At 71.0% G+C, this 25,508-nt stretch carries 20 protein-coding genes and 1 tRNA gene; 7 read left to right on the top strand and 14 right to left on the bottom strand.

The genetic code is table 11. From position 1 onward, the window contains the following. Window positions 1–2 precede the first annotated feature (2 nt). The 6 genes from selA to EV382_RS08460 all read right to left on the bottom strand — a co-directional run bounded on the left by selA (window position 3) and on the right by EV382_RS08460 (window position 7,717). The gene (gene selA, locus EV382_RS08485; RefSeq protein ID WP_130401031.1) at window positions 3–1,307 is read right to left on the bottom strand and encodes an L-seryl-tRNA(Sec) selenium transferase; all 1,305 of its coding nucleotides are present in this window, start codon (window positions 1,305–1,307) and stop codon (window positions 3–5) included. A gap of 23 nt (window positions 1,308–1,330) precedes the next feature. Next, window positions 1,331–1,426: transfer RNA gene (locus EV382_RS32665), tRNA-Sec, on the bottom strand. A gap of 13 nt (window positions 1,427–1,439) precedes the next feature. Then, entirely contained in the window at window positions 1,440–2,642 is a 1,203-nt protein-coding gene (gene nrfD, locus EV382_RS08480; RefSeq protein WP_130401030.1) for an NrfD/PsrC family molybdoenzyme membrane anchor subunit, read from the bottom strand. Further along, entirely contained in the window at window positions 2,639–3,607 is a 969-nt protein-coding gene (locus EV382_RS08475) for a 4Fe-4S dicluster domain-containing protein (protein WP_130401029.1), read from the bottom strand. Before EV382_RS08475 ends, nrfD begins: the two co-directional genes overlap by 4 nt. Continuing rightward, on the bottom strand, window positions 3,597–6,869 hold the full coding sequence (gene fdh, locus EV382_RS08470) for a formate dehydrogenase (RefSeq protein WP_279636464.1): 3,273 nt from the start codon (window positions 6,867–6,869) through the stop codon (window positions 3,597–3,599). Before fdh ends, EV382_RS08475 begins: the two co-directional genes overlap by 11 nt. Before the next feature lie 284 nt (window positions 6,870–7,153). Beyond that, the gene (locus tag EV382_RS08460; RefSeq protein ID WP_130401026.1) at window positions 7,154–7,717 is read right to left on the bottom strand and encodes a hypothetical protein; all 564 of its coding nucleotides are present in this window, start codon (window positions 7,715–7,717) and stop codon (window positions 7,154–7,156) included. Window positions 7,718–8,624: 907 nt separating this feature from the next. Between EV382_RS08460 and EV382_RS08455 the strand changes: the two genes are divergently transcribed. Next, window positions 8,625–8,966 carry a hypothetical protein gene (locus EV382_RS08455; RefSeq protein WP_130401025.1) on the top strand — a complete coding sequence of 114 codons (342 nt, stop codon included), beginning with the start codon at window positions 8,625–8,627 and terminating at the stop codon, window positions 8,964–8,966. Continuing rightward, window positions 8,963–9,622 carry a nucleotidyl transferase AbiEii/AbiGii toxin family protein gene (locus EV382_RS08450; RefSeq protein ID WP_130401024.1) on the top strand — a complete coding sequence of 220 codons (660 nt, stop codon included), beginning with the start codon at window positions 8,963–8,965 and terminating at the stop codon, window positions 9,620–9,622. The genes EV382_RS08455 and EV382_RS08450 overlap by 4 nt, the downstream gene beginning before the upstream one ends. Before the next feature lie 130 nt (window positions 9,623–9,752). Here EV382_RS08450 and EV382_RS08445 read toward each other — a convergent pair whose 3' ends face one another. Beyond that, entirely contained in the window at window positions 9,753–10,655 is a 903-nt protein-coding gene (locus EV382_RS08445; RefSeq protein ID WP_130401023.1) for an SDR family oxidoreductase, read from the bottom strand. A gap of 186 nt (window positions 10,656–10,841) precedes the next feature. On the opposite strand from EV382_RS08445, the gene EV382_RS08440 reads away from it, so the two are divergent. Beyond that, a complete protein-coding gene (locus tag EV382_RS08440) occupies window positions 10,842–12,632 on the top strand; it encodes a bifunctional metallophosphatase/5'-nucleotidase (protein ID WP_130401022.1) in 1,791 nt (596 codons plus the stop codon). A 57-nt stretch (window positions 12,633–12,689) separates the two neighbouring features. On the opposite strand, the gene EV382_RS08435 is transcribed toward EV382_RS08440, so the two are convergent. Then, on the bottom strand, window positions 12,690–12,869 hold the full coding sequence (locus tag EV382_RS08435; protein WP_130401021.1) for a hypothetical protein: 180 nt from the start codon (window positions 12,867–12,869) through the stop codon (window positions 12,690–12,692). Between the two features lie 84 nt (window positions 12,870–12,953). Continuing rightward, window positions 12,954–14,114, bottom strand: a complete 1,161-nt coding sequence (locus tag EV382_RS08430; protein WP_130401020.1) for a geranylgeranyl reductase family protein — start codon at window positions 14,112–14,114, stop codon at window positions 12,954–12,956. 146 nt (window positions 14,115–14,260) lie between these two features. Between EV382_RS08430 and EV382_RS08425 the strand changes: the two genes are divergently transcribed. Both EV382_RS08425 and EV382_RS08420 read left to right on the top strand, forming a co-directional pair. Then, on the top strand, window positions 14,261–14,497 hold the full coding sequence (locus EV382_RS08425) for a hypothetical protein (protein ID WP_030491902.1): 237 nt from the start codon (window positions 14,261–14,263) through the stop codon (window positions 14,495–14,497). Window positions 14,498–14,582: 85 nt separating this feature from the next. After that, complete coding sequence (locus EV382_RS08420; protein WP_130401019.1) at window positions 14,583–16,022, top strand: MFS transporter; 1,440 nt, start codon at window positions 14,583–14,585, stop codon at window positions 16,020–16,022. 174 nt (window positions 16,023–16,196) lie between these two features. On the opposite strand, the gene EV382_RS08415 is transcribed toward EV382_RS08420, so the two are convergent. From EV382_RS08415 to EV382_RS08400, 4 genes are all read right to left on the bottom strand, one after another. Then, complete coding sequence (locus EV382_RS08415; RefSeq protein ID WP_130401018.1) at window positions 16,197–16,760, bottom strand: hypothetical protein; 564 nt, start codon at window positions 16,758–16,760, stop codon at window positions 16,197–16,199. Window positions 16,761–17,828: 1,068 nt separating this feature from the next. Beyond that, entirely contained in the window at window positions 17,829–18,458 is a 630-nt protein-coding gene (locus EV382_RS08410) for a hypothetical protein (protein ID WP_130401017.1), read from the bottom strand. A gap of 13 nt (window positions 18,459–18,471) precedes the next feature. Next, window positions 18,472–20,250 carry a DUF4012 domain-containing protein gene (locus EV382_RS08405; protein WP_130401016.1) on the bottom strand — a complete coding sequence of 593 codons (1,779 nt, stop codon included), beginning with the start codon at window positions 20,248–20,250 and terminating at the stop codon, window positions 18,472–18,474. 103 nt (window positions 20,251–20,353) lie between these two features. Further along, entirely contained in the window at window positions 20,354–21,601 is a 1,248-nt protein-coding gene (locus tag EV382_RS08400; RefSeq protein ID WP_130401015.1) for a glycosyltransferase family 4 protein, read from the bottom strand. 168 nt (window positions 21,602–21,769) lie between these two features. On the opposite strand from EV382_RS08400, the gene EV382_RS08395 reads away from it, so the two are divergent. Then, on the top strand, window positions 21,770–22,324 hold the full coding sequence (locus tag EV382_RS08395) for an arsenate reductase/protein-tyrosine-phosphatase family protein (protein WP_130401014.1): 555 nt from the start codon (window positions 21,770–21,772) through the stop codon (window positions 22,322–22,324). Here the strand turns inward: EV382_RS08395 and EV382_RS08390 are convergent. After that, window positions 22,305–23,783 carry a tyrosine-protein kinase domain-containing protein gene (locus EV382_RS08390; RefSeq protein ID WP_244236594.1) on the bottom strand — a complete coding sequence of 493 codons (1,479 nt, stop codon included), beginning with the start codon at window positions 23,781–23,783 and terminating at the stop codon, window positions 22,305–22,307. The two genes, EV382_RS08395 and EV382_RS08390, sit on opposite strands and share 20 nt — an antisense overlap. A gap of 324 nt (window positions 23,784–24,107) precedes the next feature. Here EV382_RS08390 and nhaA point away from each other — a divergent pair, with 324 nt between their 5' ends. After that, window positions 24,108–25,502, top strand: coding sequence for a Na+/H+ antiporter NhaA (gene nhaA / locus EV382_RS08385; RefSeq protein WP_130401013.1), 1,395 nt, complete (start codon window positions 24,108–24,110; stop codon window positions 25,500–25,502). Window positions 25,503–25,508: the final 6 nt, after the last annotated feature.

The raw sequence follows: 25,508 nt of genomic DNA, 5'->3' as shown, positions 1-25,508 counted from the left end.
GGTCAGTCGTCCCCGGGGACGCGCAGCACGGCGGCGCGGACGGCCTCGTCGGCGTCGGCCGGCACACAGCGCAGGTCGAGCAGGAGCCGGCCGCGCACCACCCGCCCGAGCACCGGCGGGTGCCCGGTGCGCAGCGGCGTCGCGTACCGCTCGGGCAGGCTCAGCGCCCACGAGTCCAACTCCACCCCGGGGGCGCCGCCCCCGCCGACCACCGCGACGGCCGGCACCACCTCCGCCTTGCGGCCGTCCGCGCCGAGCCGGTCACGCAGCCGCTCCACGCGTTCGCGCAGGACACCCGGGTCGGCGTGCAGCGCCGCCCGGGTGGGGGTGTCCGGTTGGTGCAGGGTGGCGGCCAGCGCCGCCAGGGTGAGCTTGTCCACCCGCAGCGCCCGGGCCAGCGGGTGGCGACGCAGCCGGTCGATGACCTCGACGTCACCCAGCAGCAGCCCCGCCTGCGGCCCGCCGAGCAGCTTGTCGCCGCTGGCGGTGACCAGCGCCGCGCCCGCCCGCAGGGTGCTGGCCGCGTCCGGTTCGTCAGGCAGCAGCGGGTCCGCGCCGAGCAGCCCGGAGCCGATGTCGGCGACCACCGGCACCCCGAGCGTGGCCAGTTCCCGAACGTCGGTGGCGGAGGTGAAGCCGGTGACCCGGAAGTTCGACGGGTGCACCTTGAGCACGAAACCGGTCTGCGGGCCGAGGGCTGCGGCGTAGTCCGCGAGGCTGGTGCGGTTGGTGGTGCCCACCTCCCGCAGCCGCGCACCGGTGCTCTCCAGGAGATCGGGCAGGCGGAAACCGTCGCCGATCTCGACCAGCTCGCCCCGGCTGACCACGATCTCCCGGCCGGCGGCCAACGCGGTGGCGGCCAGCACCAGCGCGGCGGCACCGTTGTTGACCACGTGCACGGCACCCGCGTCGGGCACGGCGGCGGCCAGCGCGTCGAGCGCGCCGCGACCACGGCGGGCCCGCCGGCCGGTGGCCAGGTCCAACTCGACGTCGGTGTGCCCGGCGGCGGCCACCACCGCGGCGACCGCAGTGGACGACAGCGGCGCCCGACCCAGGTTGGTGTGCAGCACGACCCCGGTGGCGTTGAACACCACCCGGGGGCCGGGCGTGGGCAACGCGGCGACCGCCGCGTCGCGTACCTCGTCGGGGTTGAGTTCACCGCGGCGGGCGCGGTCCTGCGCGCGGGTGATGACCGCCTTGACCTGGTCGCGGCCGAGAGTCGCGGTAGCGGCGGCCAGCACCGGATCGGCGAGCAGCGCATCCGTACGGGGCACCCGGCGTCGCCGGTCCACCGGGCCGTCGCCCATCACGTCATCTCCTGCGAGCGGTTTGGCGGAGACGGACGGGAATCGAACCCGCCTGGCCCGGGTCCCGGACCACTCCGGTTTTGAAGACCGGGAGGGGCACCAGCCGCCTGAACGCCTCCACCGGACATTCGATCACACCGCGGGCGGGACCGCCCGATCAGATGGAAGATCCATGCCGCTTCGCCGCGCGTCGACCCGTTCGCGCTGGGGCACCACCGTGTACCGGGGGTCGCGGGCCGAGGCGACCCCACCGTAGAAGATGCCGAACCGGGTCAGCACCGACGCGGCCAGCAGCGCGGCCCCTGAGACCGCCCCGGCCACCCGGCTGCGCCGGCCCAGCAGCGCGCCGGCCACCCCGACGGCGGTCAGCAGCCGCCCGGCGCGCAGCAACCGACCCGGCCGGCCCAACCGGTAGGGCTCGCTGAGCAGGCCGAGGCGGGTCTCCACCCGATGCGCGCCGTACAGCTCCAGGGCCGCGCCGGCCACCGCCATCCGCCGCGCCGGGCCGGCCTGGGCCGGCGGCGCGGCGAGCAGACCCACACCGGCGCCGCTGGCCAGGGCGCTGCCCGCGAAGATCACCGGCAACTCGGGGTACGCCTCATGCCACGACGGCACCGCCGTGTCGGCCAACAACACCCCGGTGTACGTCGCCAGCGCCGGCGCGCTGACGGCCGCGAACAGCCCAGCGGCGTGCCCGACCGGCGGCAACGTCCGGCCGGCCAGCCCCAGCAGACCGCGCCGGGGCAGCACACCGGCCGCCTCGGCGATCGCGGCGACACCCGCCGCCGGCCCGTACGCGGTGAGGATCCAGGTGCCCATCGACATCGGCGAGGTTGGCTTGGCCACCCGCAGCATGTGGTGGAACCGTGCCGGCCGGCCCAGGTCCTTCACCAGGAAGACGGCGCTGGCGCTGACGGCGGCCAACGCGGTGACCCGACCGGCGCGCCGCAGCGCGGGCCGGCCGGTGAGCTGCCCGCCCGCCGCGAGCAGCGACGAGCCGGCGGCCAACCCGCCGGTGAACAGGTACGCGGCGATGTCCCACTTCCAGACCGGCCCCTTGAGGATGGGCCGACCGTAGTACGACGTGAACGTCGCCTCCGGCACCCGCACCTCCTCGCCGCCGCCGCGCCGCCCGCCCCGCCGACGGGAACGGCCTCGCCGCTCTGCACCCGTCGCTGGCTCTGCACCCGTCGTCAGTTCTGCGGCCGTTGTCAGCTCTGCACCCGTCGGGGCGCCGGGCTGCTCGTCGCTCACCTGGGGTCGGTCGCTGCCCTCGGCGACGAGGCGCTCGCGGAAACGACGGAACCGGTCGCCCACGGGGCGCGGCGCGGTCATGAGGAACCTCCGACGAACGCGGCGACGGTCGCCGCCGCCATGGCGAGCGCGGCGAGGCCGGCCCGCTTCCACATCTTCGGCAGGTCGCGGGTGGTCACCACCGGGTCCGGCGGCAGCCCGTACACCTCCGGCTCGTCCAGCAGCAGGAAGAACGCCCCGTCACCACCCACGCCGTCGTCCGGGTCGTGCCCGTACAGACGCGCCTCTGGCACACCCCGCTCATGCAGCGTCGCCACCCGGGCAGCGGCCCGCTCCCGCAACTCATCCAGAACGCCGAACTGGATCGACTCGGTCGGACACGCCTGCGCACACGCCGGCGTCATCCCCGCACCCAACCGGTCATAACACAGCGTGCACTTCCACGCCCGACCATCACCCTTACGCTGATCAATCACCCCGTACGGACACGCCGAAATGCAGTAACCACACCCGTTACAGATGTCCTCCTGCACCACCACCGTCCCGAACTCCGTCCGGAACAACGAACCCGTCGGACACACGTCCAAACACGCCGCATGCGTGCAGTGCTTACAGACGTCCGACATCATCAACCACCGAAAATCCGTACGACCCTCCGCACCCGACCCCCGCCCCGGCGGCTGCGCACCCGGCATCCCCAGAAACTGCGGCCCCGCGTCGTCCGGCCGGTCAGGGCCGGCGTCGACCGGTGCGCCGAGGACATCCGCCGACGCGCCGCGATGCCCGGCCGGACGCGGCTGCTCGATGAACGCCACGTGTCGCCACGAGTTCGCGGTCAACGCACCGGTGTTGTCGTACGACATCCCGAGCAGGTCCAGGCCGCTCGCGGGGACGCCGTTCCACTCCTTGCAGGCCACCTCGCAGGCCTTGCAGCCGATGCAGACGCTGGTGTCGGTGAAGAACCCCATCCGTGGCGGCGCGTCCTCGTAACCAGCGTCCGGCGCCGGGTCCAGCGGACCGTACAGGCTGTTCGGGTCAGGAAGCACCGCGCCCGCTCCCCTCACTGTCGGTGGTCACGGCCGGGGCGTGCTGGCCCGGGGTGATCCCGGCGCGCCGCTGGTAGTCGGCCACCAGGTCGAGCAACGCCGGCCCGGTGGGACGGCGACCCGGGCATACGTCGCAGGTGCCGACCTTGCTCTCCTGGATCAGCACGTTCGGGTCCAGGCTGATGCCGAACAGGTCGTTGGCCGAGTCACCGGTGACCAGGCCCTCGAACCCGAAGTGGTACGGCAACCAGACCTGGTGGATCACCCGGCCATCCACCCGCAACGGCGTGAGCCGGTCGGTGACCAGCACCTTCGCCTCGATCACCGCGCGGCCACTGACCAGGTGCGCCCAGCCCAGGTGCGTCAACCCCACCTCGCCGGCCAACTCCGGGGACACCTCGACGAACATCTCCGGTTGCAACTCCGCGAGGGGTGACACGCTCCGGCTCATCGCGCCCGCCGTGTGGTGCTCGGTGAGCCGGCTGACCGTGAACACGTACGGGAACACCTGACTGTGCTCCTGCGGCGGACTCGGATTCACCGAGTTCACCGGATGCGCGTACATCTTGCGGGTCGGGTTGGCCTGCTGACCGTAGAGCGGGTTACGCACCGGCGACTCGACCGGCTCGTAGTGCGTCGGCAGCGGCCCGTCCAGCACACCACTGGGCGCGTACAGCCAGCCCTTGCCGTCGCCCTGCATGACGAACGGGTCGTCACCGGCGATGCCCTCGGGCCCGGACGCGCCGGCAGGCGGCCGGTACGACGGCGGTTTGGTCTTCTCGAAGTCCGGCACGTCGTAACCGGTCCACTCGCCCTTCTCCGCGTCCCACCACACGTAGCGCTTGCGTTCAGACCACGGGTTGCCGTCCGGGTCGGCTGAGGCACGGTTGTAGAGGATCCGCCGGTTCGCCGGCCACGCCCACCCCCACTCGGCGGCCACCCAGTCCTGCTCGTGTCGGGACCTGCGCCGGGCAGCCTGGTTGACGCCGTCCGCGTACACCCCGCTGTAGATCCAGCAACCGATCGCGGTGGAGCCGTCCGCGCGGGCCTCGGCGAAACCGGAGAGCGGACGGCCGGTCGACACGTCGTACCCGTTGATTTCGCGCAGCACCGCCTCGGCGCTCGGCTCCGCGTGCGGACCGTGCGTCGGGTAATCCCAGGCGAGGTCGAGCAACGCCCGGTCGCGGGGCAGCGGCGAGTCGGCCAGCTTCTCCCGCAGTTTGCGGCCCAGGTGGTAGAAGAACCACAGCTCGGAGCGGGCGTCACCCGGCGGCTCGACGGCCTTCTCCCGCCACTGCAACAGCCGTTGCGTCTGGGTGAACGTCCCCTCCTTCTCCACATGCGACGCGGCGGGCAGGAAGAACACCTCGGTACGGCACTCCTGCGGCACGATCTCCCCGGTCGCGACCTCGGGACCGTTCTGCCAGAACGTCGCACTCTCGATCATGAACAGATCCCGAACCACCAACCAGTCGAGATTCGCCATTCCGAGCCGCTGCGCCCGACCGTGCGCCGACCCGACGGCCGGGTTCTGCCCCAGCAGGAAGTACCCCTTGATCTTCCCGTCGATCATGTTCAGCACCTGCTGGTACGTGCCATGGTCGCCGGTCATTCGGGGCAGGTAGCCGTAGCAGAAGTCGTTCTCCGGCGTCGCCGCGTCACCCCAGTACGCCTTGAGCAGGCTGGCGGCGAACGACCTGGCGTTGCCCCAGAAACCCTTCTGCCCCGGGTGACGGATGCTGTCCACCCACTCGTCGAAGCTCGGGTGCTCCGCGTGATGCGGCATCGGCAGGTAACCGGGCAGCAGGTTGAACAACGTCGGGATGTCGGTCGAACCCTGAATGCTCGCGTGCCCCCGCAGCGCCATCACCCCGCCACCCGGACGGCCCATGTTGCCCAACAACAACTGGATGATCGCGCCCGTACGGATGTACTGCACACCCACACTGTGCTGCGTCCACCCCACCGAATAGATCAGCATCCCGGTGCGGTCCCGACCCGAATTCTCCGTCCACGCCCGCGCCAACTCCAGGAACTGCGCCTGCGAAATACCGCAGACCCGCTCGACCATCTCCGGGGTGTAACGGGCGAAGTGCCGCTTGAGGATCTGGTAAACGCAGCGCGGATGCTGCAACGTCTCGTCACGCCGAGTCTGCCCGTCCACCTGCGCACCGTGCGACTCGTGCGTCAACCCCGCCGCGCTGTCCCGCTCCTGGGCGGTGTGCCCACTGCCCGACGAACCCTCGTGCCCCTCGTACTGCCAGCTGTCCTGCACGTAGGTGCCGGTCTCCGGGTCGAAGCCGGAGAAGAAGCCGTCGCCGTCCTCGGTGTCGCTGAACTCCGCGCTGACGATGGTGGCCGCATTCGTGTACGCGAGCACGTACTCCCGGAAGTCCAACTCATTGTCCAGGATGTAGCGCACCACCCCACCGAGCAACGCGATGTCCGTGCCCGCACGGATCGGCAGGTACGCATCAGCGACCGCACTCGTGCGGGTGAACCGCGGGTCGACGTGGAAGACCTTCGCCCCCCGACGCTTGGCCTCCATCACCCACTGGAAGCCCACCGGGTGCGCCTCAGCCATGTTCGAACCCTGGATGACGATCACGTCAGCGTTGGCGATGTCCTGCTGAAAATCCGTCGCACCGCCACGACCGAAACTGGCCCCCAGACCGGGGACGGTGGCGGAGTGTCAAATACGGGCCTGGTTCTCGATCTGGAGCGCCCCCATCGCGGTGAACAACTTCTTGATGAGGTAGTTCTCCTCGTTGTCCAGCGTCGCCCCACCCAGACTGGAAATACCCAACGTCCGATTGAGCGGCCGACCCTGCGTGTCGACGTCCTCCCAGGTCTGCTCACGGGCCGCGAGGATCCGGTCGGCGATCATGTCGAGCGCCGTGTCGAGGTCCAGGTCTTCCCACTGCGTCGAGTACGGCCGGCGGTAGCGGACAGTCGTCTGCCGCAACGGGCTCGTCACCAGACTCTTACTGGCCGAGCCCTTCGGGCAGAGCCGACCCCGCGAGATCGGGCTGTCCGGATCGCCCTCGATCTGGGTGACCTGCCCGTCCTTGACGAACACCCGCTGCCCGCAGCCGACGGCGCAGTACGGACAGACCGACCGGGCCATGCTGTCTGCGGTGTCGGTACGGGCGGTCAGCGCGCGGGACCCGTCGGACTTCGCCGCCGCACCCCGGCCCAACGGGTCCGTGCCGGTGAGCTGCCGGTAGACCGGCCAACCCTCGATAAAGGTCCGTAGCCCCAACCCCGACACCCCCCTCCCACGCGAGCGACCCCCTGAACATAGGTCAACTGAGACAGGTTCGCGAACCGGGGATACAGACAGCGCCGCCCCCGGCCTTGTGGGCCGGCGGCGGCGCTGGTGTCGGTGTGCAGGTCGCTTCTCCGCGAGAGGCACGACGCGGCTCCAGCCGAACAAGGACATGAAGCGCCGCTGGCCGGCACCCCGGGTTGCGGGTGCCGGCCAGCGGTCGGTGTCCTGCTGTGCTGCTGTCGTGGGGTGGTGCTGTCGTGCGGTGGTGCTGTGGGTCAGCTGTTCCAGTACTGGGCAACCAGGTCAGCAGCCTGCTGCTCCCACTGGGCGTAGGCGTCCGGGTAAGCCGACACCTGCACGGTCTGCGCGGCCTGGGTCAGGGGCATGTCCTGCCACCCGTCGACCTGCTTGAGGCCCTTCAGGAACGCCGTCGTCGAGTACTCAGGGTTGGTGATCTGCTCCGGGGTACCCCAACCACTGGACGGGCGCTGCTGGAACAGGCCCAGCGAGTCGTGGTCGTTCATGTCACCCAGGTGACCCAGGTTCTCCAGCTTCGACTCCTGCAGGCTCGTCGCGATGGAGATGACCGCGGCGCGCTCGGGCATACCGGCCTTCTTCGTGGCGGCGATGATCGCCTTGACGTTGGCGGTCTGCTCGTCGTTGAGGGTGATGTGGGACTGGTCGCCCTGCGGCTTCGGCGCCGACTGCACGGCCATAGCGACGGGCTTGGTGTCCACGGTCGGGGTGGCGGCGTGGGCGGCGATCGGGCCGGCGAAGACGCCACCGGCGAACGCGAGACCAGCAACGGACAGCACGCTCTTACGGATGATCGTGTTCATGAGGGGTAGCTCCTTCGGGGGTAGGAACACCCACGCACACCGAATCCGGGGGGATGGCGGCGGGGTGTGAGCACCTCGTCCGGCGCTGCACAAACAAGGGGAAAAGTCTTGGGGGATGACGCCCCGCTGGGCGTCGTGGTCGGCGACCTGCGAGCGGGGGGCTCGTGGCGCCGGGTCCCTGTGTAACGACCAGGCGGCGGGGGTCATTCCCGGGGGCGACTCACCTGCCAAGCACCTCGTCGAGGCGGTGCGGTCGGTCGTGGGACTGCAACGACCGCCGGGCCGGGGTCATTCCCCGGGGCCCATCCCGTCCGGCACCCACATGGGGGCGGTGCCTGCGGCCGGTCGTAGGGACTTGCAACGACCGGGGGCCGGGGTCATTCCGGGGGTGGCCCAACCGCCCGACACCCGCATGGGGCGGTGCCTGCGGCCGGTCGTGGGGACTGCAACGACCGGGCGGTGGCTGGCATTCCAACCTGCGCGACCACCCTGCGGGGCGGGCGGCGGATCGGGGCTGCCGGGCGGTGGTGCTGCGATCGTCAGGGGATGTAACGACCCCGGGCCCGCCACGATTCCGGCCCACGGGTGCACCCCGCCACACCCCACAACCACCCCTGACCGGACAAACCACCCACACCCCGTCAGGCCGGCGGCGTCAAAACGGCCCTCACCCGGGCGATCCACTCGGGTTCATGAAAACCGGGGGATCCGGGACGCCGGGACACCCCGACTTCCTGAAACCCGAGTCGATCACGAAGCGGCCGGGCCGCGCGGATCGCGCAAAACAGGCACATGCCGCGAACCAGGCACACATCGCGCGCCGCACGGAGGTGTGCGGACACGCCTGGGACAGCCACCTGGAATCATCCTGAGCGACACCGGCTTCGGTGGGCGTTACCCTGACACCATGCAGGCCGTCTCCCCCACCGCGACCGGCGTGGCTTACCTGGCCCGCCCGGGTCGCCCCGCTGTGGTGGCGCGGACGCTCGCCGAGCTGGCCGGGCCCACCCGAGGTGTGGTGGAGCTGCCGGTACGGCTGATGTGGAACGCCGAGCGCACCTTCGACCTCGGCGACCCCGACCAACTGCTCTGGATGTACGAGAACGTGCTTCGCGAGACCACCCGGGCCGAGGATCTGCGCGCTCTGATCAACGGGCGGACACTGCGTCGGGTGTGGCGACTGCTGAACCTGCCTCGGGGCGTACGCCAGGCGTGGGAGAGCCGGCACCGCGGCCTGCGCGCGGCGTGATCCAGCCTCATCTGCACGAGTTCTACCGGGAGGTCGCCCGGGTGGCGTTGGGCGCCGCCGGGCCGTACCGGTTCGTTCTCGGTGGTGGGGTGGCCTGGGCGGCGCACGGGCTGGTTGCCCGGCCGACGGAGGACGTCGACCTGTTCGCGGACGTGGAGGGCGCCGCGGCGGCGGCGTCCACCGGGGTGCGGGTGGCTTTGGAGCGGGCCGGGTTCGTGGTCAGCGACGCCGACCCGGACAGTGAGCTGGCGGAGCTGTTCGACGGGTACGAGCAGGACATGAAGGATTTCGTGGTGAGCCGCGACGGACGGCAGATCCGGCTGAGCCTGGCCCGGTTGGACCGTCAGCAGAGCCCGGTGGTCATGGACCTCGGCCCGGTGATGGACGTCCGGGACCTGGTGGCCAACAAGATCGCGGCGCTGGTCAACCGGCGGGAGGTTCGCGACTTCATCGACGTGGCCGCGGCCCTCGACCACTACGACGTGACCGAGCTGTTGGTGCTGGCGCGGCAGGTCGACCCCGCGCTGGACCCGGACGACGTGCGCGCCGCTGGCCGTTACCTGGACCGGCTCTCCGACCAACGCTTCGGCCGGTACGGCCTGGGAGCCGCCGACGTCGCCGCGATCCGGGAACGCTTCGCCGCCTGGCCCCGCTGACCACCGCGCCCCACGACAACACGCCACCCGCGAACACCCGCCGCGCTAAGACCCGCCGCGGACACACACGACACCGCCGGGTGGGCGTCCCGGCCAACACCCACCCGGCGAACACCCACCCGGCGGCGGATCACTTGGTGGGTCGACCGCCCGTGACCCCCAGGATCTCGCCCGTCACGTAGCTGGACTCCTGTGAGGCGAAGAAGACGTACGCGGGCGCCAGCTCGGCCGGCTGCCCGGGGCGGCCCTCCGGGGTGTCGGTGCCGAACTGCTTCACCTTCTTCTCCGGCATGGTCGCCGGGATCAGCGGCGTCCAGACCGGGCCCGGCGCGACGGCGTTGACCCGGATGCCCTGCTCGGCCAGGTCGGCGGCGAGCGCCTTGGTGAAGTTGGCGATCCCCGCCTTCGTGGTGGCGTAGTCCAGCAGCTGCGGCGACGGGTCGAACGCCTGGATCGACGCGGTGTTGATGATCGTCGACCCCTCGGCCAGGTGCGGAATGGCGGCCTTGCAGAGCCAGAACATCGCGTACAGGTTGGTCTTGAACACCCGGTCGAACTGCTCGGTGCTGATCCCGAGGATCCCCTTGTCCTGCGACATCTGGTACGCCGCGTTGTTGACCAGGATGTCGAGGCCGCCCAGGTCGCGTACCGCCCGATCGACCAGCTCCTGGCAGTGCGCCTCGTCGGTGATGTCACCGCGTACCGCGATGCCCCGACGCCCGGCGGCCTCGACCAGTCGGAGCGTCTCCCGGGCGTCGGCGTCCTCCTCCTCGCCGAGGTAGGAGATGAGCACGTCCGCGCCCTCCCGGGCGAAGGCGATCGCGACCGCCCGGCCGATCCCGGAGTCACCGCCGGTGATCAGCGCCCGCTTGCCGTCGAGTTTGCCGCTGCCCCGGTACGACTCCTCCCCGTGGTCCGGTCTCGGGGTCATCTCCCCGGTCGAGCCAGGCGCTGACTGCTGCTGTCCGGGCTGACCGGACTGCCCGCCGTACTGGCTGGTCGGGTCCTGCTGGGTGTGCTGGTCCTCGCTCACCGATGTCTCCTCGGGCCGCGCGGAAAGCGGGGGCGCTTCCGCGAAATCTCGTCCCTGACCGCCGTACCCTGCGTCGGCCTGCGGAAACCGCTGCACCGGTCGGGGCCGACGTGGCGGGAGGGTCAGCTGCTGGTTATGGTGCGCGAGGCGCTCACGAGGCGCGTCCACCCCATGGAAAGGCACGTCATGACCTCTCCCACCGGCCCGTCGCGCCGCCAGTTGCTCGTCGCCGCGGCGGCCGCGGCGACCACTCCGCTGATCGCCGCCGCGCCCGCCCAGGCGGCCGGCAAGCCCCAGCCGCGCACCTGGGACCTCACCCTCCTGGGCACGTCGGACACCCACGGCAACGTCTACAACTGGGATTACTACCGCGACGCCGAGTACGACGACAGCAAGCAGAACGACGTCGGCGTCGCGAAGCTGGCGACCCTGATCAACCAGATCCGTCGGGAGCGGCGCGGCAAGGCGACGCTGGTGCTCGACGCCGGCGACACGATCCAGGGCACGCCGCTCGCCACCTACTACGCCAAGCAGGAGCCGATCACCGCCACCGGGGAGAAGCACCCGATGGCGCGGGCGATGAACATCATCGACTACGACGCGGTGACGCTGGGCAACCACGAGTTCAACTACGGTCTGCCGTTGCTGGACCTGTGGACCCGCCAGCTCGGCTTCCCGGCGCTCGCCGCGAACGCCGTCAACGCGAAGACCGGCAAGCCGGCCTTCCTGCCGTACGTCATCAAGAAGGTGTCCCTCGGTTTCGCCGCGCCGACCCTGCGGGTCGGCATCCTGGGGCTGACCAACCCCGGCGTGGCCATCTGGGACAAGGGCAACGTCGAGGGCAAGCTGCGCTTCGACGACATGATCGCGACCGCCGCGAAGTGGGTGCCGATCATGCGGGCCCGCGGCGCGGACCTCGTGCTGATCTCCGCGCACGGCGGTGACAGCGGCACCTCCAGCTACGGCCCCGAACTGCCGAACGAGAACCCGGTGGCGTTGATCGCCCAGCAGGTGCCGGGGATCGACGCGATCCTCTTCGGTCACGCGCACAACGAGGTGGTCGAGCGGTTCGTCACCAACGAGCGCACCGGCACGCAGGTGCTGCTCTCCGAACCGTCGAAGTGGGGCCAGCGGCTCACCCGGATGGACTTCACCCTCACCCGTGAGCGGGGCCGGTGGACGATCACCAAGAAGTCCGCCACCATGCTGAACACCAACACGGTGGTCGAGGACCCGAAGGTGCTCGCCGCCGTGCGCGCCCAGCACCAGAAGACCGTGGCGTACGTCAACCAGGTCGTCGCGGCGTCCAGTGTGGAGTTGTCGGCGGCGGAGTCGCGGTACAAGGACACGCCGATCCTGGACTTCATCAACCACGTGCAGACCGAGGTGGTCGGGGCGGCGCTGGCCGGCACCGCGTACGCGGACCTGCCCGTGCTGTCGATCGCGGCGCCGTTCAGTCGTACCGCCGTCTTCCCGGCCGGCGACGTCAAGATCCGCGACGTGGCTGGCCTGTACGTGTACGACAACACCCTCGAGGCGGTCGTGCTCAGCGGCGCCGAGGTGCGCGCGTACCTGGAGTACTCGGCGAAGTTCTTCCGTACCCTCGCGCCGGGCGCCCCGGTCGACCCGGAGCAGATCAGTGACCCGGCCGTGCCGGACTACAACTATGACGTCTTCTCCGGCGTGGACTACGACATCGACATCGCCAAGCCGGTCGGGCAGCGGATCACCCGCCTGGTGCTGGCCGGCACCGACACTGCGGTGGCGGACAACGCGCAGTTCGTGGTGGCGGTGAACAACTACCGGCGCAGCGGCGGCGGCAACTTCCCGGGCATCGTGAAGACGCAGGTCTACAACGCGCAGCAGGAGATCCGTCAGCTGCTCATCGACTGGGCGCAGGCCCGGGGCGCCATCGACCCGGCCGACTTCTTCCAGCCCAACTGGCGACTGGTACGCGAGGGCGTGCCGGTCTTCTGACCGCAGGGCACCGTCAACGGGCCGTGGGTGGCGACACCCGCGGCCCGTTGTGCGTTGTCAGCCGGCGTGGCGCAGGTCCCAGTGGACCGGGTCGTCCCACACCTCGGGCCGATCGCTTCGTGACTCGGTTTCGGTCAGCTCGACCCGCTGCTCGGGGCGGACGGCGGGCGGCAACTCCCCGAACCGTACGTGGCGCAGGAACGCGTACTCGTCGTCGGTGAACGGCTGCTCGGCCATCAGCGCCTCCTCCTACTCCCCTGCGATTGTCCGTCGGCGCAGGGGCTGGGCACCAGTAGCCGTGCACACACCCTGTAAGGCGTCCTAGGATCCTGGGTGAGCGGTGGTGGCCTGGCGCGACGGTTGGGACAACCGGTCGAGCACCGCGAGGGCCGCCCGGATGGGTCGGCGGCGCAGCATCTCGTCAAAGCTCGCCCGCCCCTGGCAGAACTGAACGAACATCCGCCAGCCCGGCGGGGTCGCCAACAGGGCGTGGAACACCTCCGGGCGGCGGGTGAACACGTCGAGCAGCCGGAACCCCGCCCGCATCTCCGGCACCAGACGCTCGGCCACCGCCCGCTCGTACCCGGTCAGATCACCATCGGCGACCGCCGCGCCAGCCAGCTCGCCGGAGCGCAACGCGAAGCTGATGCCCTCCCGACTCCACGGCTCCAGCAGCCCCGCGGCGTCCCCCACAACCAGCACCCGGCCGTTGCGCAACGGCGAATCCTCCGCGCGGCAACGGGTCAGGTGACCGGAGTCGTGCTCCGCCGGCAACCCGGTCAACCCCAACCGGTCGACGAACCGCCGCAGATAGTCGCGGGTCCCCTCCCCCGCGCCGCGAGCGGCGATCACCCCGACCGTCAGCCGGTCACCCTTGGGAAAAACCCAGGCGTACGACCCCGGCATGGCCCCCCAGTCCAGCAGCAGCCGACCCCGCCACCGCTCCTGCTCGGCCGGCGGCACCGGAATCTCCACCTCCAGACCCAGATCCACCTGCCGGTACCGCACCCCGACGTGCCGGGCGGTCACCCCCGACGAGCCGTCCGCCCCGATCACGGCACGGGCCGCGATCGTCGTACCGTCGGCCAGTCGTACGCGTACCCCCTCGGGGTCCTGCTCGATCCCGCGGACCGCGACCCGCTCCCGCACCTGCGCGCCGGCGGCCACCGCCGCCGCGCGCAGCCGGTCGTCGAACTCCTCACGACGCACCATCGTCACCACCGGAGTGCCGTGGCGGCGGGTGAACTCCCGACGGCCATCGCGGGTGAACGTCACCCGGTCCACCCGGTCGTGGGCGGGCACCTCGATCCGATCCCGCACGGCCGCCAGCGAGGTGCCGATCAGGCCACCGCCGCAGGTCTTGTACCGCGGATGCGCGGCCCGCTCGACAACAAGGGTGGAGACGCCCGCACGGGCAGCGGCGTGTGCCGCGGACAGCCCGGCAGGGCCAGCGCCGACGACGACGAGATCCCAAACGATCACGGAAGCAGCCTAGGGCACGCCCCCGGACGACCACCCGACCCGCCTACCGCCGCGACCGCCCGATCGGGTGCGCATCTTCGGTCACCGAGGGGGTAACCGGCGCACGGCAACCGCCACCACGATGGCGGACGGGCAGAGGAGGAATCATGCAGCAGGTGCAACTGTCGGAGGCCGAGCAACGGGTGTACCAGGCGGTCACCACCCTTGAGGCGCGCGGGCAGGTGCCCTACCCGGACCTGATCGCCGAGGAGTCCGGGCTGACCGAGGAGCAGGTGGGCAGCCCCCTGCACCTGCTCACCGAGAAGGGCCTGCTGCACCGCGAGGACTCCCCGATGGCCGGCCTCGACTTCGGTCCCCGGTTCTGCGCCCGCCAAATGGCGTGACCCGCGGGACCCACCGGCACGGTTCGCCCCCCGACGACCCGGGTAGCGGTCAACAATGGGTGATCGACGGTCGACGGGGGGCACGATGAGCGCGGCGTCCACGCCGCAGCCGGTAAGCGCAGCCGAGAACCGCCGACGCTGGCAGGCGGTCGGCGTCGGACTCGTCGCCGCGTTCATGACGCTGCTCGACGTGAGCATCGTCAACGTCGCCGTGCCATCCATCGACCGGGCGCTGCACGCCTCATCCAGTGACCTACAGTGGATCCTCTCCGGGTACGCCCTCACCTTCGGCCTGGCGCTGGTGCCCGCCGGCCGCTTCGGCGACGCCCGCGGACGGCGCAACGCGTTCGTCTTCGGCATCGCGCTGTTCACCATCACCAGCGCGCTCGCCGGCCTCGCCACCTCGCCGACGTGGCTGGTCATCGCCCGACTGCTCCAGGGCGCCGCCGCCGGCGTCGTCAACCCACAGGTCATCGGGCTGATCCAACAACTCTTCCACGGGCCCGAACGCGCCCGCCCATTCGGGCTGCTCGGCGCCACCATCGGCATCTCCACCGCCGTCGGACCACTGCTCGGCGGACTGCTCATCGCCATCGGCGGCGAGGAGCACGGCTGGCGCTGGGTCTTCTTCGTCAACGTGCCGGTCGGTGTCCTCGCGGTGATCCTCGGCTGGCGGTTGCTGCCCGGCAGACCCACCGGTCAGCCCGGGTGGCGACGACTCGACCCCGTCGGCGTCCTCCTGCTCGGCGTCGGCGTGGTCCTGGTCCTGCTGCCACTCGTGCAGGAACAGCAATGGCGAACCCCCTGGAAGTGGGCGCTCATCCCGACCGGCCTGGCGGTGCTGGTCGCCTTCGGGCTCTGGGAGCGACGGTACGCACGCCACCACCAACCCCTGTTCGACCTACGACTGTTCAACCTCCAGTCGTACACCCTGGGCTCGATCCTGGCGCTCGTCTACTTCGGCGGCTTCACCGCGATCTTCTTCATCTTCACCCTGTTCCTCCAGATGGGCCTCGGCTACAGCGCCCTCATCGCCGGCCTGGCCATCACCCCCTTCGCCCTCGGTTCGGCGGCCGCCGCCGTGCTCGGTGGTCGCATCGTCAACCGCTTCGGCCGACCACTGGTCGCCATCGGTCTGCTCACCGTGGTCGTCGGACTCGCCGCGACGGTGATCGCGCTGCACCTCGCCCCGCACGCCCCAGCACCCTGGGTCACCGCCGGCCCCCTGCTCGTCGCCGGCATCGGGAGCGGGCTGGTGATCGCCCCCAACCAGACGATCACCCTCTCCGAGGTGCCGGTAGGGCAGGCCGGCAGCGGCGCGGGCATGCTCCAGACCGGCCAACGAATCGGCGCCGCCGCCGGCATCGCCGCCGTCGGCTCGCTGTTCTTCTCCACCCTGGCCGACAGCCACGGCGACTGGACCTCCGCCTTCGAACAGTCCCTCATGCTGGCCAGCGGCATCATCGCGCTCGCGTTGGTCGCCGCGCTGATCGACATCTGGCGCACCCACAACCACAAGAGCTGACCCGGGTACGCCGCTGGCCGGCACCCCGGGTTGCGGGTGCCGGCCAGCGGTCGGTGTCCTGCTGTGCTGCTGTCGTGCGGTGGTGCTTGTGCGGGTGGTGCGGTCGTGCCGTGGTGCGGTCCTGCTGTGCGGTCGGTGTGGTGCGGTGGTGCGGTGGTGCGGTGGTGTTGTGGGTCAGCTGTTCCAGTACTGGGCAACCAGGTCAGCAGCCTGCTGCTCCCACTGGGCGTAGGCGTCCGGGTAGGCCGACACCTGCACGGTCTGCGCGGCCTGGGTCAGGGGCATGTCCTGCCACCCGTCGACCTGCTTGAGGCCCTTGAGGAACGCCGTCGTCGAGTACTCAGGGTTGGTGATCTGCTCCGGGGTACCCCAACCACTGGACGGGCGCTGCTGGAACAGGCCCAGCGAGTCGTGGTCGTTCATGTCACCCAGGTGGCCGAGGTTCTCCAGCTTGGACTCCTGCAGGCTCGTCGCGATCGAGATCACCGCGGCCCGCTCGGGCATACCGGCCTTCTTCGTGGCGGCGATGATCGCCTTGACGTTGGCGGTCTGCTCGTCGTTCAGGGCGATGTGCGACTGGTCGCCCTGCGGCTTCGGCGCCGACTGCACGGCCATAGCGACCGGCTTGGTGTCCACGGTCGGGGTGGCGGCGTGGGCGGCAATCGGGCCGGCGAAGACGCCACCGGCGAACGCGAGACCAGCAACGGACAGCACGCTCTTACGGATGATCGTGTTCATGAGGGGTAGCTCCTTCGGGGGTAGGAACACCCGAACCACCAAGGGGGGGCGGCGGCAGGGGTGTGAGCACCTCGTCCGGCGCTGCACAAACAAGGGGAAAGTCTTGAGGGGTGACGCCTCATGGGGCGTCGGGGGTCGGCGGCCTCACGGGCGGGGGGCTCGTGGCGCCGGGTCCCTGTGTAACGACCGACCGGCGGGGGTCATTCCCGGGGTTGGCTCACCTGCCAGGCACCCTCGTTGAGGTGGTGCGGTTGGTCGTGGGGGCTGCAACGACCGGGCGGTCGGGGTCATTCCCGGGGGTTGGCCCACCTGCCAGGCACCCACATCGAGGCGGTGCGGTTGGTCGTGGGGACTGCAACGACCGGGCGGCCGGGGTCATTCCCGGGGGGTTGGACCACCTGCCAGGCACCCACATCGAGGCGGTGCGGTTGGTCGTGGGGACTGCAACGACCGGGCCGAGGCTGGCATTCCCACCTGCCGAACCCGGCGTCCCGCGCCGGTGAGGGGCGGCGGTGGTGCTGCGATCGTCAGGGAGTGTAACGACCCTGGGCCCGCCACGATTCCGGCCCACGGGTGCACCCGACCACACCCCACAACCACCCGCCACCGGACAAACCGCCCACACCACGTCAGGGCGGCGGCGTCACATCGGCCCTCACTCTGGTGATCCACTCGCGTTCATGAAAACCGGGGGATCCGGGACGCCGGGACACCCCGACTTCATGAAACCCGAGTCGATCAAGAACGGACCGGCCGCCTGAAATCGGGCATGCGCGGATAAAATTCCCTAGGTTGCCTAGAAAGGCGACCTGCCAGGAGGGCCGGCGCTGGAAGGCCGCGCCGAAGACCGACGCAGGAAGTCGGCACTGGCATGACCTTCGTCGGCACAGCCGGCACTGGAGCGACCGGCACCGGCACGAACGACATAGGCACGACCACCCCACGCACGATCGACACCGGCACGGGCGGCACCGGCACGGGCGGCTCTCTGGACGGGGCTGGCGCCCGCCGGAGTGTTCCGACGGGCGCCAGCTTCACTGCGATCCGGGCACAGCCCGGCGGTGTGGATTAGTGCGCCGCACCACCGAAGCGCTGCCGGCGACGCCACGCCAGGGTCAGCAGAAGCATGACCGCTCCGGCACCGACCAGGCCGCCACCGAGCTTCATGGGTGTGCCGAGGCTGTCACCCGTGACGGGCAGCGGCTGCTTCTTGTGCAGCACCCGCAGCTCCGTGCTGGCGGTACGGCCGGACTCCCGACCGGTGGCGGTGAAGGTCAGCAGACCCGTCACCGACGGCCGGTAGCTCTTGGTGAAGCGGCCCTCGGCGTTGGTGAACGCCGTGAAGTTCAGCGGCGCGCTCGCCTGGTACGCCACCGGCTTCATGGCGACGGTGGTGCCGTCGCTACGACGCGCCGGCGCCTGACCTGCTGCCGGGGCGGCCAGCGGGGTCACCGTCACCGAGATGTCGACGGTCTCGTTCGGGCCGAAGTTGGTACCGGTCAGCAAGACCGTCTCGCCGAGGAAGATCGTCGGACGGTTGACGGTCAGCGACGCGACGGTCGGCGGGTACGGCGGCGGTTGGGGCGGGTCAGTGGTCGCGCTGGGCGCCGGCTGCGGCTGCGCCGCGCCCGCTGCCGTCGGCACGGCTACCACGGCCAGGCCGACCGTGAGCGCCATGATGATGCGGGATAGCCGCATGATTGGTTCCCTCCTACTGATCACAGCTTGGTGCGGAATGAACTTGGGTGGTCCAGGGGCTGGCGGTGGGGGTCAGCCACAGCTCGGCCTGTCCGACGCCGGTCTTGGCCGTCAGGACGGTGACTTCCAGCGCTCTCTCGGTGCCGGGGCCGACGTCGACGTTTGCTGTCGCCACCTGGCGGCGGCGTTCGGTGCCGCTGCCGAGCGCCGTCTCGGTCCCGTCCAGTCGGGCCTCGAGCACCGCTCCACCAGCCGGGCTGAAGATCGACACCAACGTGCGGGCGGTGTACGGGTCGCCAGCCAGACCGAGGCCGAGCACGGACTTGCTCAGTCCGGACTTCGGCGCCGTCGAGCGCAGGGTCACCCGCAGCCGGAGCTCGCGGCGGCCATCGGGCCGACATTCGCCGACCGTCAAGTTCGCCGTCGGCCGCAGGTAGTAGCCGAGCTTCGCGCCGCTGCCGTCGTTGAGGAACACGCCGACAGTTGGCACGGTGTCCTGTTCCGGAAGCGTCCCGGCCATCCGGCTTCCGCCGAATGTCCGCTGTTCCTCGGGTCGGGCACTCCAGAACAATATCCGGCGTTCGGTGATAGCACGGTCAAATGCGGACAACAACACCCGTGGGTTGACATTCTTCTTAAAGAAGGCGTCAAACACCGAGGCGGCGGAGGCCGCGAAGAAGGCGTCCTGCTGGTCGATGTCGAGGTTCTGGTAACTGTCGCTGAGCAGGGTCTGCACGACCTTCTCGCTGGCGAGCGGAACACCGCCGGGCACCAGCACCGGACCGGTCGCCTTGAGCAGGTAGGACAGCACCACCGGGTCGACGGCGAGCACGCCGTCGACCGTGGTGCCGGTCTTGCGGCGGAACATCTCGCGGTACAGCGTCGCGGCGGTCGGGAAGTGCGGGGACAGGTTGACGTCGGCCGGGTACATGCCGGGCAGGTCCGTCCAGAGGGCCTGGACCTCGGCGGGCACCTTCACCGCCGGCCGGAACAGGCCCAGCGAGGCACTGCTGCCCTGCTTGCCCATCTTCACCTTGCCGTTTTCCGCCTCGATCATCGCGTACGCGCCGAACATGCCGCCCGTGGCGCGCAGCTCGGCGAGGTTCTGCGAAACGAGCAGGTAGCGGCGGGGTCCGTTCGCGCCGAGCAGCGGCGGGAGCAGTCGGGCTCCCTGGTCGGCGGCCGTGGTGAGGCTGGCGAGACGGTCGATCTCGTCGCGCAGGTCGCTCAGCGCCTGCCGGATCTGGCTGACCAGGCTGTCGGCCGGCACCGCCGCCAGGTTCTGGCGCGTACGCTGCACCGACTCGTGCACCTCGGTCAGCTGCGACGAGACGGCGGCGAGCCGGGCGAGGTCCAGCCGGCCGCCGGTCGGCACCAGGCTGGTCAGATCCGCCCGGAGCAGGTTCGGGAACGCGTGCCGGGCCAGTTCGTCGATGGCGACGGCGATCTGCGCGACGGCGTCGAGGTCGTCGCCGGCGATGGGCGTACGCCGGGCCAGCCGCCAACTCGGGTCGGCCGTTGCCGCGCGCGCCGCGTCGGCCTGCTCCTGGAGGGCGGCGAGCGTCCGCAGGCCACGCTCGGTGTCCCCGCCGACCACCTGGGCGCTCAGCTCTCGGGCCAGACCTGCGGCGTTGAGCAGGTGAGCGCGCGCCTGCCAACCGCGGAAGCCGACCCACCCGCCGGTCGCCAGCAGCAGCGAGCCGACCACCAGGGCGCCAAGGAGGGCCCGTCGCAGCCGGGCACGCCGACGACGCCGGGACCGGCTCCGCCGCCGGGTCGGTCGTTCGCTCACTGTTACACCACACTCTCGTTCGCGGAACCGGACAGAAGGTCGATTCCCTGACGTTCTTAGCACGCCCTTGGGAATTTCGTACCGTTATTGCAGTTGTCGCCCTTTAAGCGAGCTTTCTTCGTGGTTCCGTGGCGGCCTCGGGGACCCGACCGGCCGCCTCGTGCAACAGCCCTTCGATCTGGTCCACGCCGGCGGGCAGCGACATCTCCCGCAGGTAGGCGGCCCGCCCGCGGCGACCCATCTCGGTGCGGGTCGGTGGCGGAATGGTGGCGGCCAACCAGAACCGGTCGGCCAGCGTCGCCCAGTCCTCCGGTGGGCAGGACAGCCCAGCCCGAGCCCGTTCCACCAGCTCGGCCGTGTCGCCGCCGGCCGACGCGATCACCGGCGCGGCACAGGAGAGCGCGGCCTGGAGCTTGGCGGGCACCGTGCCGCGCAGCTCCGGAAGGTCACGCATCATGACCAGCTGGTAGTCGGCGGCCGCATACAGCTCGGGCATGTCGATCGGCGACCGACGCTCCAGGAACCGGACATTGTCCGCACCCAGCTCGGCGGCGAGCCCCCGCACCCGCCGCTCCGCCGCTCCCGAACCCACCAGGACCAGATCCATCGTCCGGTCCAGCGCCGCGGCCGCCCGGACCGCGGTCTCCAACCCCTGCCGCTCCCCGATGGTTCCGGCGTGCATCACCACGCACCGACCGTCTCGACGGACCAACTGGCGGGCTGCCGCGCCGGCTGTCGCCGGGTGGAAGATCCGCTCGTCGGTCCAGTTCAGCACCAGCCGGACCCGGGCCGGGTCGGCGCCGGCGGCGACCACCAGGTCCCGCATCGACGGCGCGGCGACCGCAATTCGCGCCGCGGTCCGGTAGACCCGCGTCATCGCGCTGCCCAGCCGGGTTGCCCAGCGTCCCTCACCGTCCTCCTCGGCGCCGTCGCGGGCCCAGACGTCCTGCACGTGCAGCACCGCCGGCACCCGACCGAGCAACCGCAGCACCCCGGCGGCGGCGAACGTGGTCGCCGGCAGCTGGAAGACGTAGAGCACGTCGATGCCGGCGAGGAACCGGCGCGCGACCAGCCCGGCGCTGCCGGCGAAGGAGAGGTAGCTGGCCATCCGCCCGCCGATGGAGGCGGCCCGCCCCGGGTACCGGGGCACCCGTCGGACGCTCAGCCGTTGGCTGTGCGTCTCGTGGTGCCACCGCTGTCGCCAGCCGGGGTAGACGTGCCCGCCGGGGTAGTCCGGAAAGCCGGTGAGGACCCGTACCTCGTGCCCACGCGCGACCAACTCCTCGGCGAGGCTCCCGGGGATGAACGCCGGCTCCGGCGGAAAGTGGTACGACAGGATGCCGATCTTCACCGGTTCTCCCCCGTCCCACAGGGATCTCCGGCGGCCGGCGCGGCACCGCGACCGGCGCGCCCCCGGCCCGCGTACGATGCCGACAACCCCTCCCCGCACGGCCACCGGCGTCGACGCACCGCCCCCGCGGTGCGGGCGCCCGTGTCCGTACCGATGAGAGGGGCACCGATGGCTGATCGCGTGTTGTTCGTCTGCCACGCCAACCTGTGCCGGTCGCCGATGGCCGAGTACCTGGCCCGCCGGCTGCTGGCCGGCCAGTCCGTCGAGGTGGCCAGTGCCGGCACCGACGCGATCGACGGGTTGGGCATGCACCCGTACGCCATGGAGATCGCGACCGAGAGCGGCGCGGACCCGGCGGCGTTCCGGACCCGGGGTCTGCGCCCCGAGTACCTGGTCGACGCGACGCTCGTGCTGACCGCCACCCGACGCCAACGCTCGATCTGCACCGCGTTGGCGCCGGGGGCGCTGCACCGGACGTTCACACTGCGCCAGTTCGGCCGGCTGGCCGCGGCGGCCGAACTGCCCGCCGACTCGGCCGACGACCCGTTGCGGGCGGCGATCGCCGCCGCCGCCCAGGCCCGGGGACGGCTGCAACCCACCGCCCCGGACGAGGACGATCTTCGGGACCCGATCGGCGGTACCGCGGCCGACTTCCGACGCTGCGCTGAGGAGATCGAACAGTCGCTACGACCCCTCGCCGCGCTCATCGGGGCAGCCGGGTGAGTTCCTGGGTGTGGTCGGGGACGCCGTTGACCCCGTCGGCGGTCGCGCTGTGCCGGCCGGACGCCGCCCGGTCGGCCGGCACCGAGGCCCCGGTGGTCGAGGTCACCACCCGGTAGGCCTCGTACTGGTACGCCTCGGCCTTGGCCACCTTGGCCATGTTCAGCACACAGCCGAGCAGTCGGACCGAGACCGAGTGCAGGGACCGGGCCGCCGCGGCGACCTGGGTCCGTGAGGTACGGCCCTGCTGGGTCACCAGCAGCGCGCCGTCGGCCTGCACGGCCACCACCACGCCGTCGGTCACCGCGAGCAGCGGCGCGGTGTCGATGATCACGATGTCCGCCGACTCGCGCAGCGCCAGCAGCAGGTCCGACATGGCCTTGGAGCCGAGCAGTTCGCTCGGGTTCGGCGGGGCCGAGCCGCTGGGCAGCACCAGCAGCGACTTGTCGCCCCAGCGCTGCACGACGTCGCCCACCTTGACGTCGCCGACCAGCACGTCGGTGAGTCCGACGCCGGCGTCCAGGCCCAGGTAGTCGTCGACCTTCGGGCGGCGCAGGTCGGCGTCGACCAGCAGCACCCGCCAGCCCGCCTCGGCCAGCGCGATGGCCAGGTTGCAGGAGAGCGTCGTCTTGCCCTCGCCCTGCAGGGCGCTGGTCACCGCGATGACCCGGGCCGGCTCGTGGACGTCCACGAAGCGCAGGTTGGTGCGCAGCTTGCGGACCGCCTCGGCGCGCGCCGACGTGGCGGCGTCGCCCACGATCAGCGGGGCGCTGCGGGCGTTGGCCTCGAACGGGATCTCCCCGAGCAGCGGGCTGCCGGCGGCGCGTTGCAGGCCGGCGGCGTCGCGCAGTCGGACGTCGGCGACGCCCCGCAGGATCGCCAGGCCGATGCCGAGGATCAGGCCGATCACGCCACCGAGGCTGAGGTTGCGGATCGGCTGCGGCGAGACGGGGTTGGCGCTGACCCGGGGGCCGCTGACCACCTCAATCTTGATGGGCGCCTTGCCCTCGGGCGTCGTCTCGACCTTCTGTACGAGTTCGACGAACTTGTTGGCGAGGCTCTCGGTGACCCGCAACGCGCGGGTCTGGTCGGTGTCGGTGACCGACGCCCGCAGCAGCACGGTGCCGGCCTCGGTGGAGGTGCTCACCCGGCGCTGCACCTCGTCGGCGGTGAGGCCGACCGGTGTCTCGGCCACGACGCTCTGCGCCAGGCGGTCGCTGCTGAGCAGGTCGGCGTACGACTTGACGCGCTGTTGAAGGAAGAGCCCACCCTGGTAGGCGTCGGTGACGCCGGTGTTGGGGGTGGTGACGAAGAAGGTCACCGAGGCGACGTATCGGGGTTGGGCCCGTACGGTCAGAAACGCCGAGACGCCGAGAGCCACCATGACCGTGACCAGCGCGACCCACCAGTGCCGACGCACGTGGCGCAAATGGCGGAGCAGGTCCATCAGGAGCGCCCCCATGCCGGTCCGGTTACGGCAAAGAACTTCACGAAAACCCCCAAGGTCGTCTCTAAACTCGTGAAACCATTAAAGCGGCTCATGCGGCTTATGTCCGGAGTTATGCATTTTCCGACGGCGAGATGTGCGCCCGCTTGACCAACCCGACAAACGCCCATTCGGCTGCGGCGACAACGGGGAAAAAAGTCGAAGTCCGATCTGAGGCGTCCGATCGGCCCAGCGTCGGCCGCCGACCTCGCCGCCGGATAGGGTCTACGGTGGTGTGCCGGGAAGTCTGGTCGGCGAGTGGATTCCTGCCGTCCCGACTCCCCTAGGTGAACCCCACAGATGACCTCCCGCACCCCATCAACCGGGCCACGTCCGCCGAAGATTCGGCTGTTCTCCCGCTCATCCTGGCCACAGGCCCGGCACCTGGCCGACGTGCTGCGTACCGAGACGGTCGGCGGCGCACTGCTGCTGGTCGGCGCCGTCATCGCGCTGATCTGGGCCAACTCCCCGTGGTCCGACTCGTACACCCGGCTCGGTCATGTCGTGCCCTGGCCCGGCGCGCCCTGGCACCTCGACCTGGACCTGGCCACGTGGGCGGCGGACGGCCTGCTGGCCATCTTCTTCTTCGTGGTGGGCCTGGAGCTCAAACGGGAGTTCGTCGCCGGTGACCTCCGCGACCCGCGCCGGGCCGCGCTTCCGGTCGTGGCCGCCCTCGGCGGGATGCTGCTGCCGGCGCTGATCTATGTTTCGGTGATCCTGAGCGCGGGCGGGGCGGGCCTGCGCGGATGGGCCATTCCGACCGCCACCGACATCGCCTTCGCGCTCGCCGTGCTCGCGGTGGTCAGCTCACACCTGCCGCAGGGCCTACGCGCATTCCTGCTCACCCTCGCGGTGGTCGACGACCTGTTCGCCATCACCATCATCGCGATCTTCTACACCGCTGACTTCCAACTGATTCCGCTGCTCGCCGCGTTGGCGCCGATCGGACTCTTCGCGGTGCTGGTGCAGCGGGGACGGACCTGGTGGTGGGCGCTGATCCCCCTCGCGATCGCCGCCTGGACACTGATGCACGCCTCGGGGGTGCACGCCACGGTGGCGGGTGTCCTGCTCGGCTTCACCGTCCCGGTGCTCGCTCGCCGGCCGGCGAGCGGCGACCAGTCGGCCAGCGGCAACCACGTGACCGGCAGCGACCAGTCGGCCAGCGGCGACGCGCAGGCCGGCGAGGGTGGGCTCGCCGCGCACCTGGAGCATCGCTGGCGGCCGGTGTCAGCCGGCGTCGCGGTGCCGATCTTCGCCCTGTTCGCCGCCGGAGTCACCCTGCGCGGCACCGACCTCGGCGCCCTGCTGAGCGACCCGATCGTGATCGCCATCGTCGCCGCTCTGGTGTTCGGCAAGAGCATCGGCATCCTCGGCTCGACGTACCTGCTCGCCCGGTTCACTCGCGCCGAACTCGACGAGGACATCACCTGGGCCGACCTGCTCGGGATCGCCCTGCTGGCCGGGATCGGGTTCACCGTCTCGCTGCTCATCGGCGACCTGGCCTTCGGGGCCGGCAGCACGGCCGACGACCGGGTCAAGGCGGCCGTGCTGCTCGGCTCGGTGATCTCCGCCGGGCTGGCCGCGACCGTGCTCGTCCGCCGCAACGCGGCGTACCGGATGGTGGCCCAGCGGGAACAGCTGGACGCCGACCGGGACGGCGTACCCGACGTCTACCAAAACCCCGACGCCCGGTGAAGGCCG

The organism is Micromonospora violae, assembly GCF_004217135.1.
Lineage (GTDB): Bacteria > Actinomycetota > Actinomycetes > Mycobacteriales > Micromonosporaceae > Micromonospora > Micromonospora violae.
This window is presented reverse-complemented; position numbering and strand designations above follow the sequence as displayed.

What these genes read in the sequence shown, in the direction of transcription:
- selA (WP_130401031.1), bottom strand. Translation starts at nt 1,307, where the DNA reads ATGGGCGACGGCCCGGTGGACCGGCGACGCCGGGTGCCCCGTACGGAT.
- nrfD (WP_130401030.1), bottom strand. Translation starts at nt 2,642, where the DNA reads ATGACCGCGCCGCGCCCCGTGGGCGACCGGTTCCGTCGTTTCCGCGAG.
- EV382_RS08460 (WP_130401026.1), bottom strand. Translation starts at nt 7,717, where the DNA reads ATGAACACGATCATCCGTAAGAGCGTGCTGTCCGTTGCTGGTCTCGCG.
- EV382_RS08455 (WP_130401025.1), top strand. Translation starts at nt 8,625, where the DNA reads ATGCAGGCCGTCTCCCCCACCGCGACCGGCGTGGCTTACCTGGCCCGC.
- EV382_RS08440 (WP_130401022.1), top strand. Translation starts at nt 10,842, where the DNA reads ATGACCTCTCCCACCGGCCCGTCGCGCCGCCAGTTGCTCGTCGCCGCG.
- EV382_RS08435 (WP_130401021.1), bottom strand. Translation starts at nt 12,869, where the DNA reads ATGGCCGAGCAGCCGTTCACCGACGACGAGTACGCGTTCCTGCGCCAC.
- EV382_RS08425 (WP_030491902.1), top strand. Translation starts at nt 14,261, where the DNA reads ATGCAGCAGGTGCAACTGTCGGAGGCCGAGCAACGGGTGTACCAGGCG.
- EV382_RS08420 (WP_130401019.1), top strand. Translation starts at nt 14,583, where the DNA reads ATGAGCGCGGCGTCCACGCCGCAGCCGGTAAGCGCAGCCGAGAACCGC.
- EV382_RS08415 (WP_130401018.1), bottom strand. Translation starts at nt 16,760, where the DNA reads ATGAACACGATCATCCGTAAGAGCGTGCTGTCCGTTGCTGGTCTCGCG.
- EV382_RS08410 (WP_130401017.1), bottom strand. Translation starts at nt 18,458, where the DNA reads ATGCGGCTATCCCGCATCATCATGGCGCTCACGGTCGGCCTGGCCGTG.
- EV382_RS08395 (WP_130401014.1), top strand. Translation starts at nt 21,770, where the DNA reads ATGGCTGATCGCGTGTTGTTCGTCTGCCACGCCAACCTGTGCCGGTCG.
- EV382_RS08390 (WP_244236594.1), bottom strand. Translation starts at nt 23,783, where the DNA reads ATGGGGGCGCTCCTGATGGACCTGCTCCGCCATTTGCGCCACGTGCGT.
- nhaA (WP_130401013.1), top strand. Translation starts at nt 24,108, where the DNA reads ATGACCTCCCGCACCCCATCAACCGGGCCACGTCCGCCGAAGATTCGG.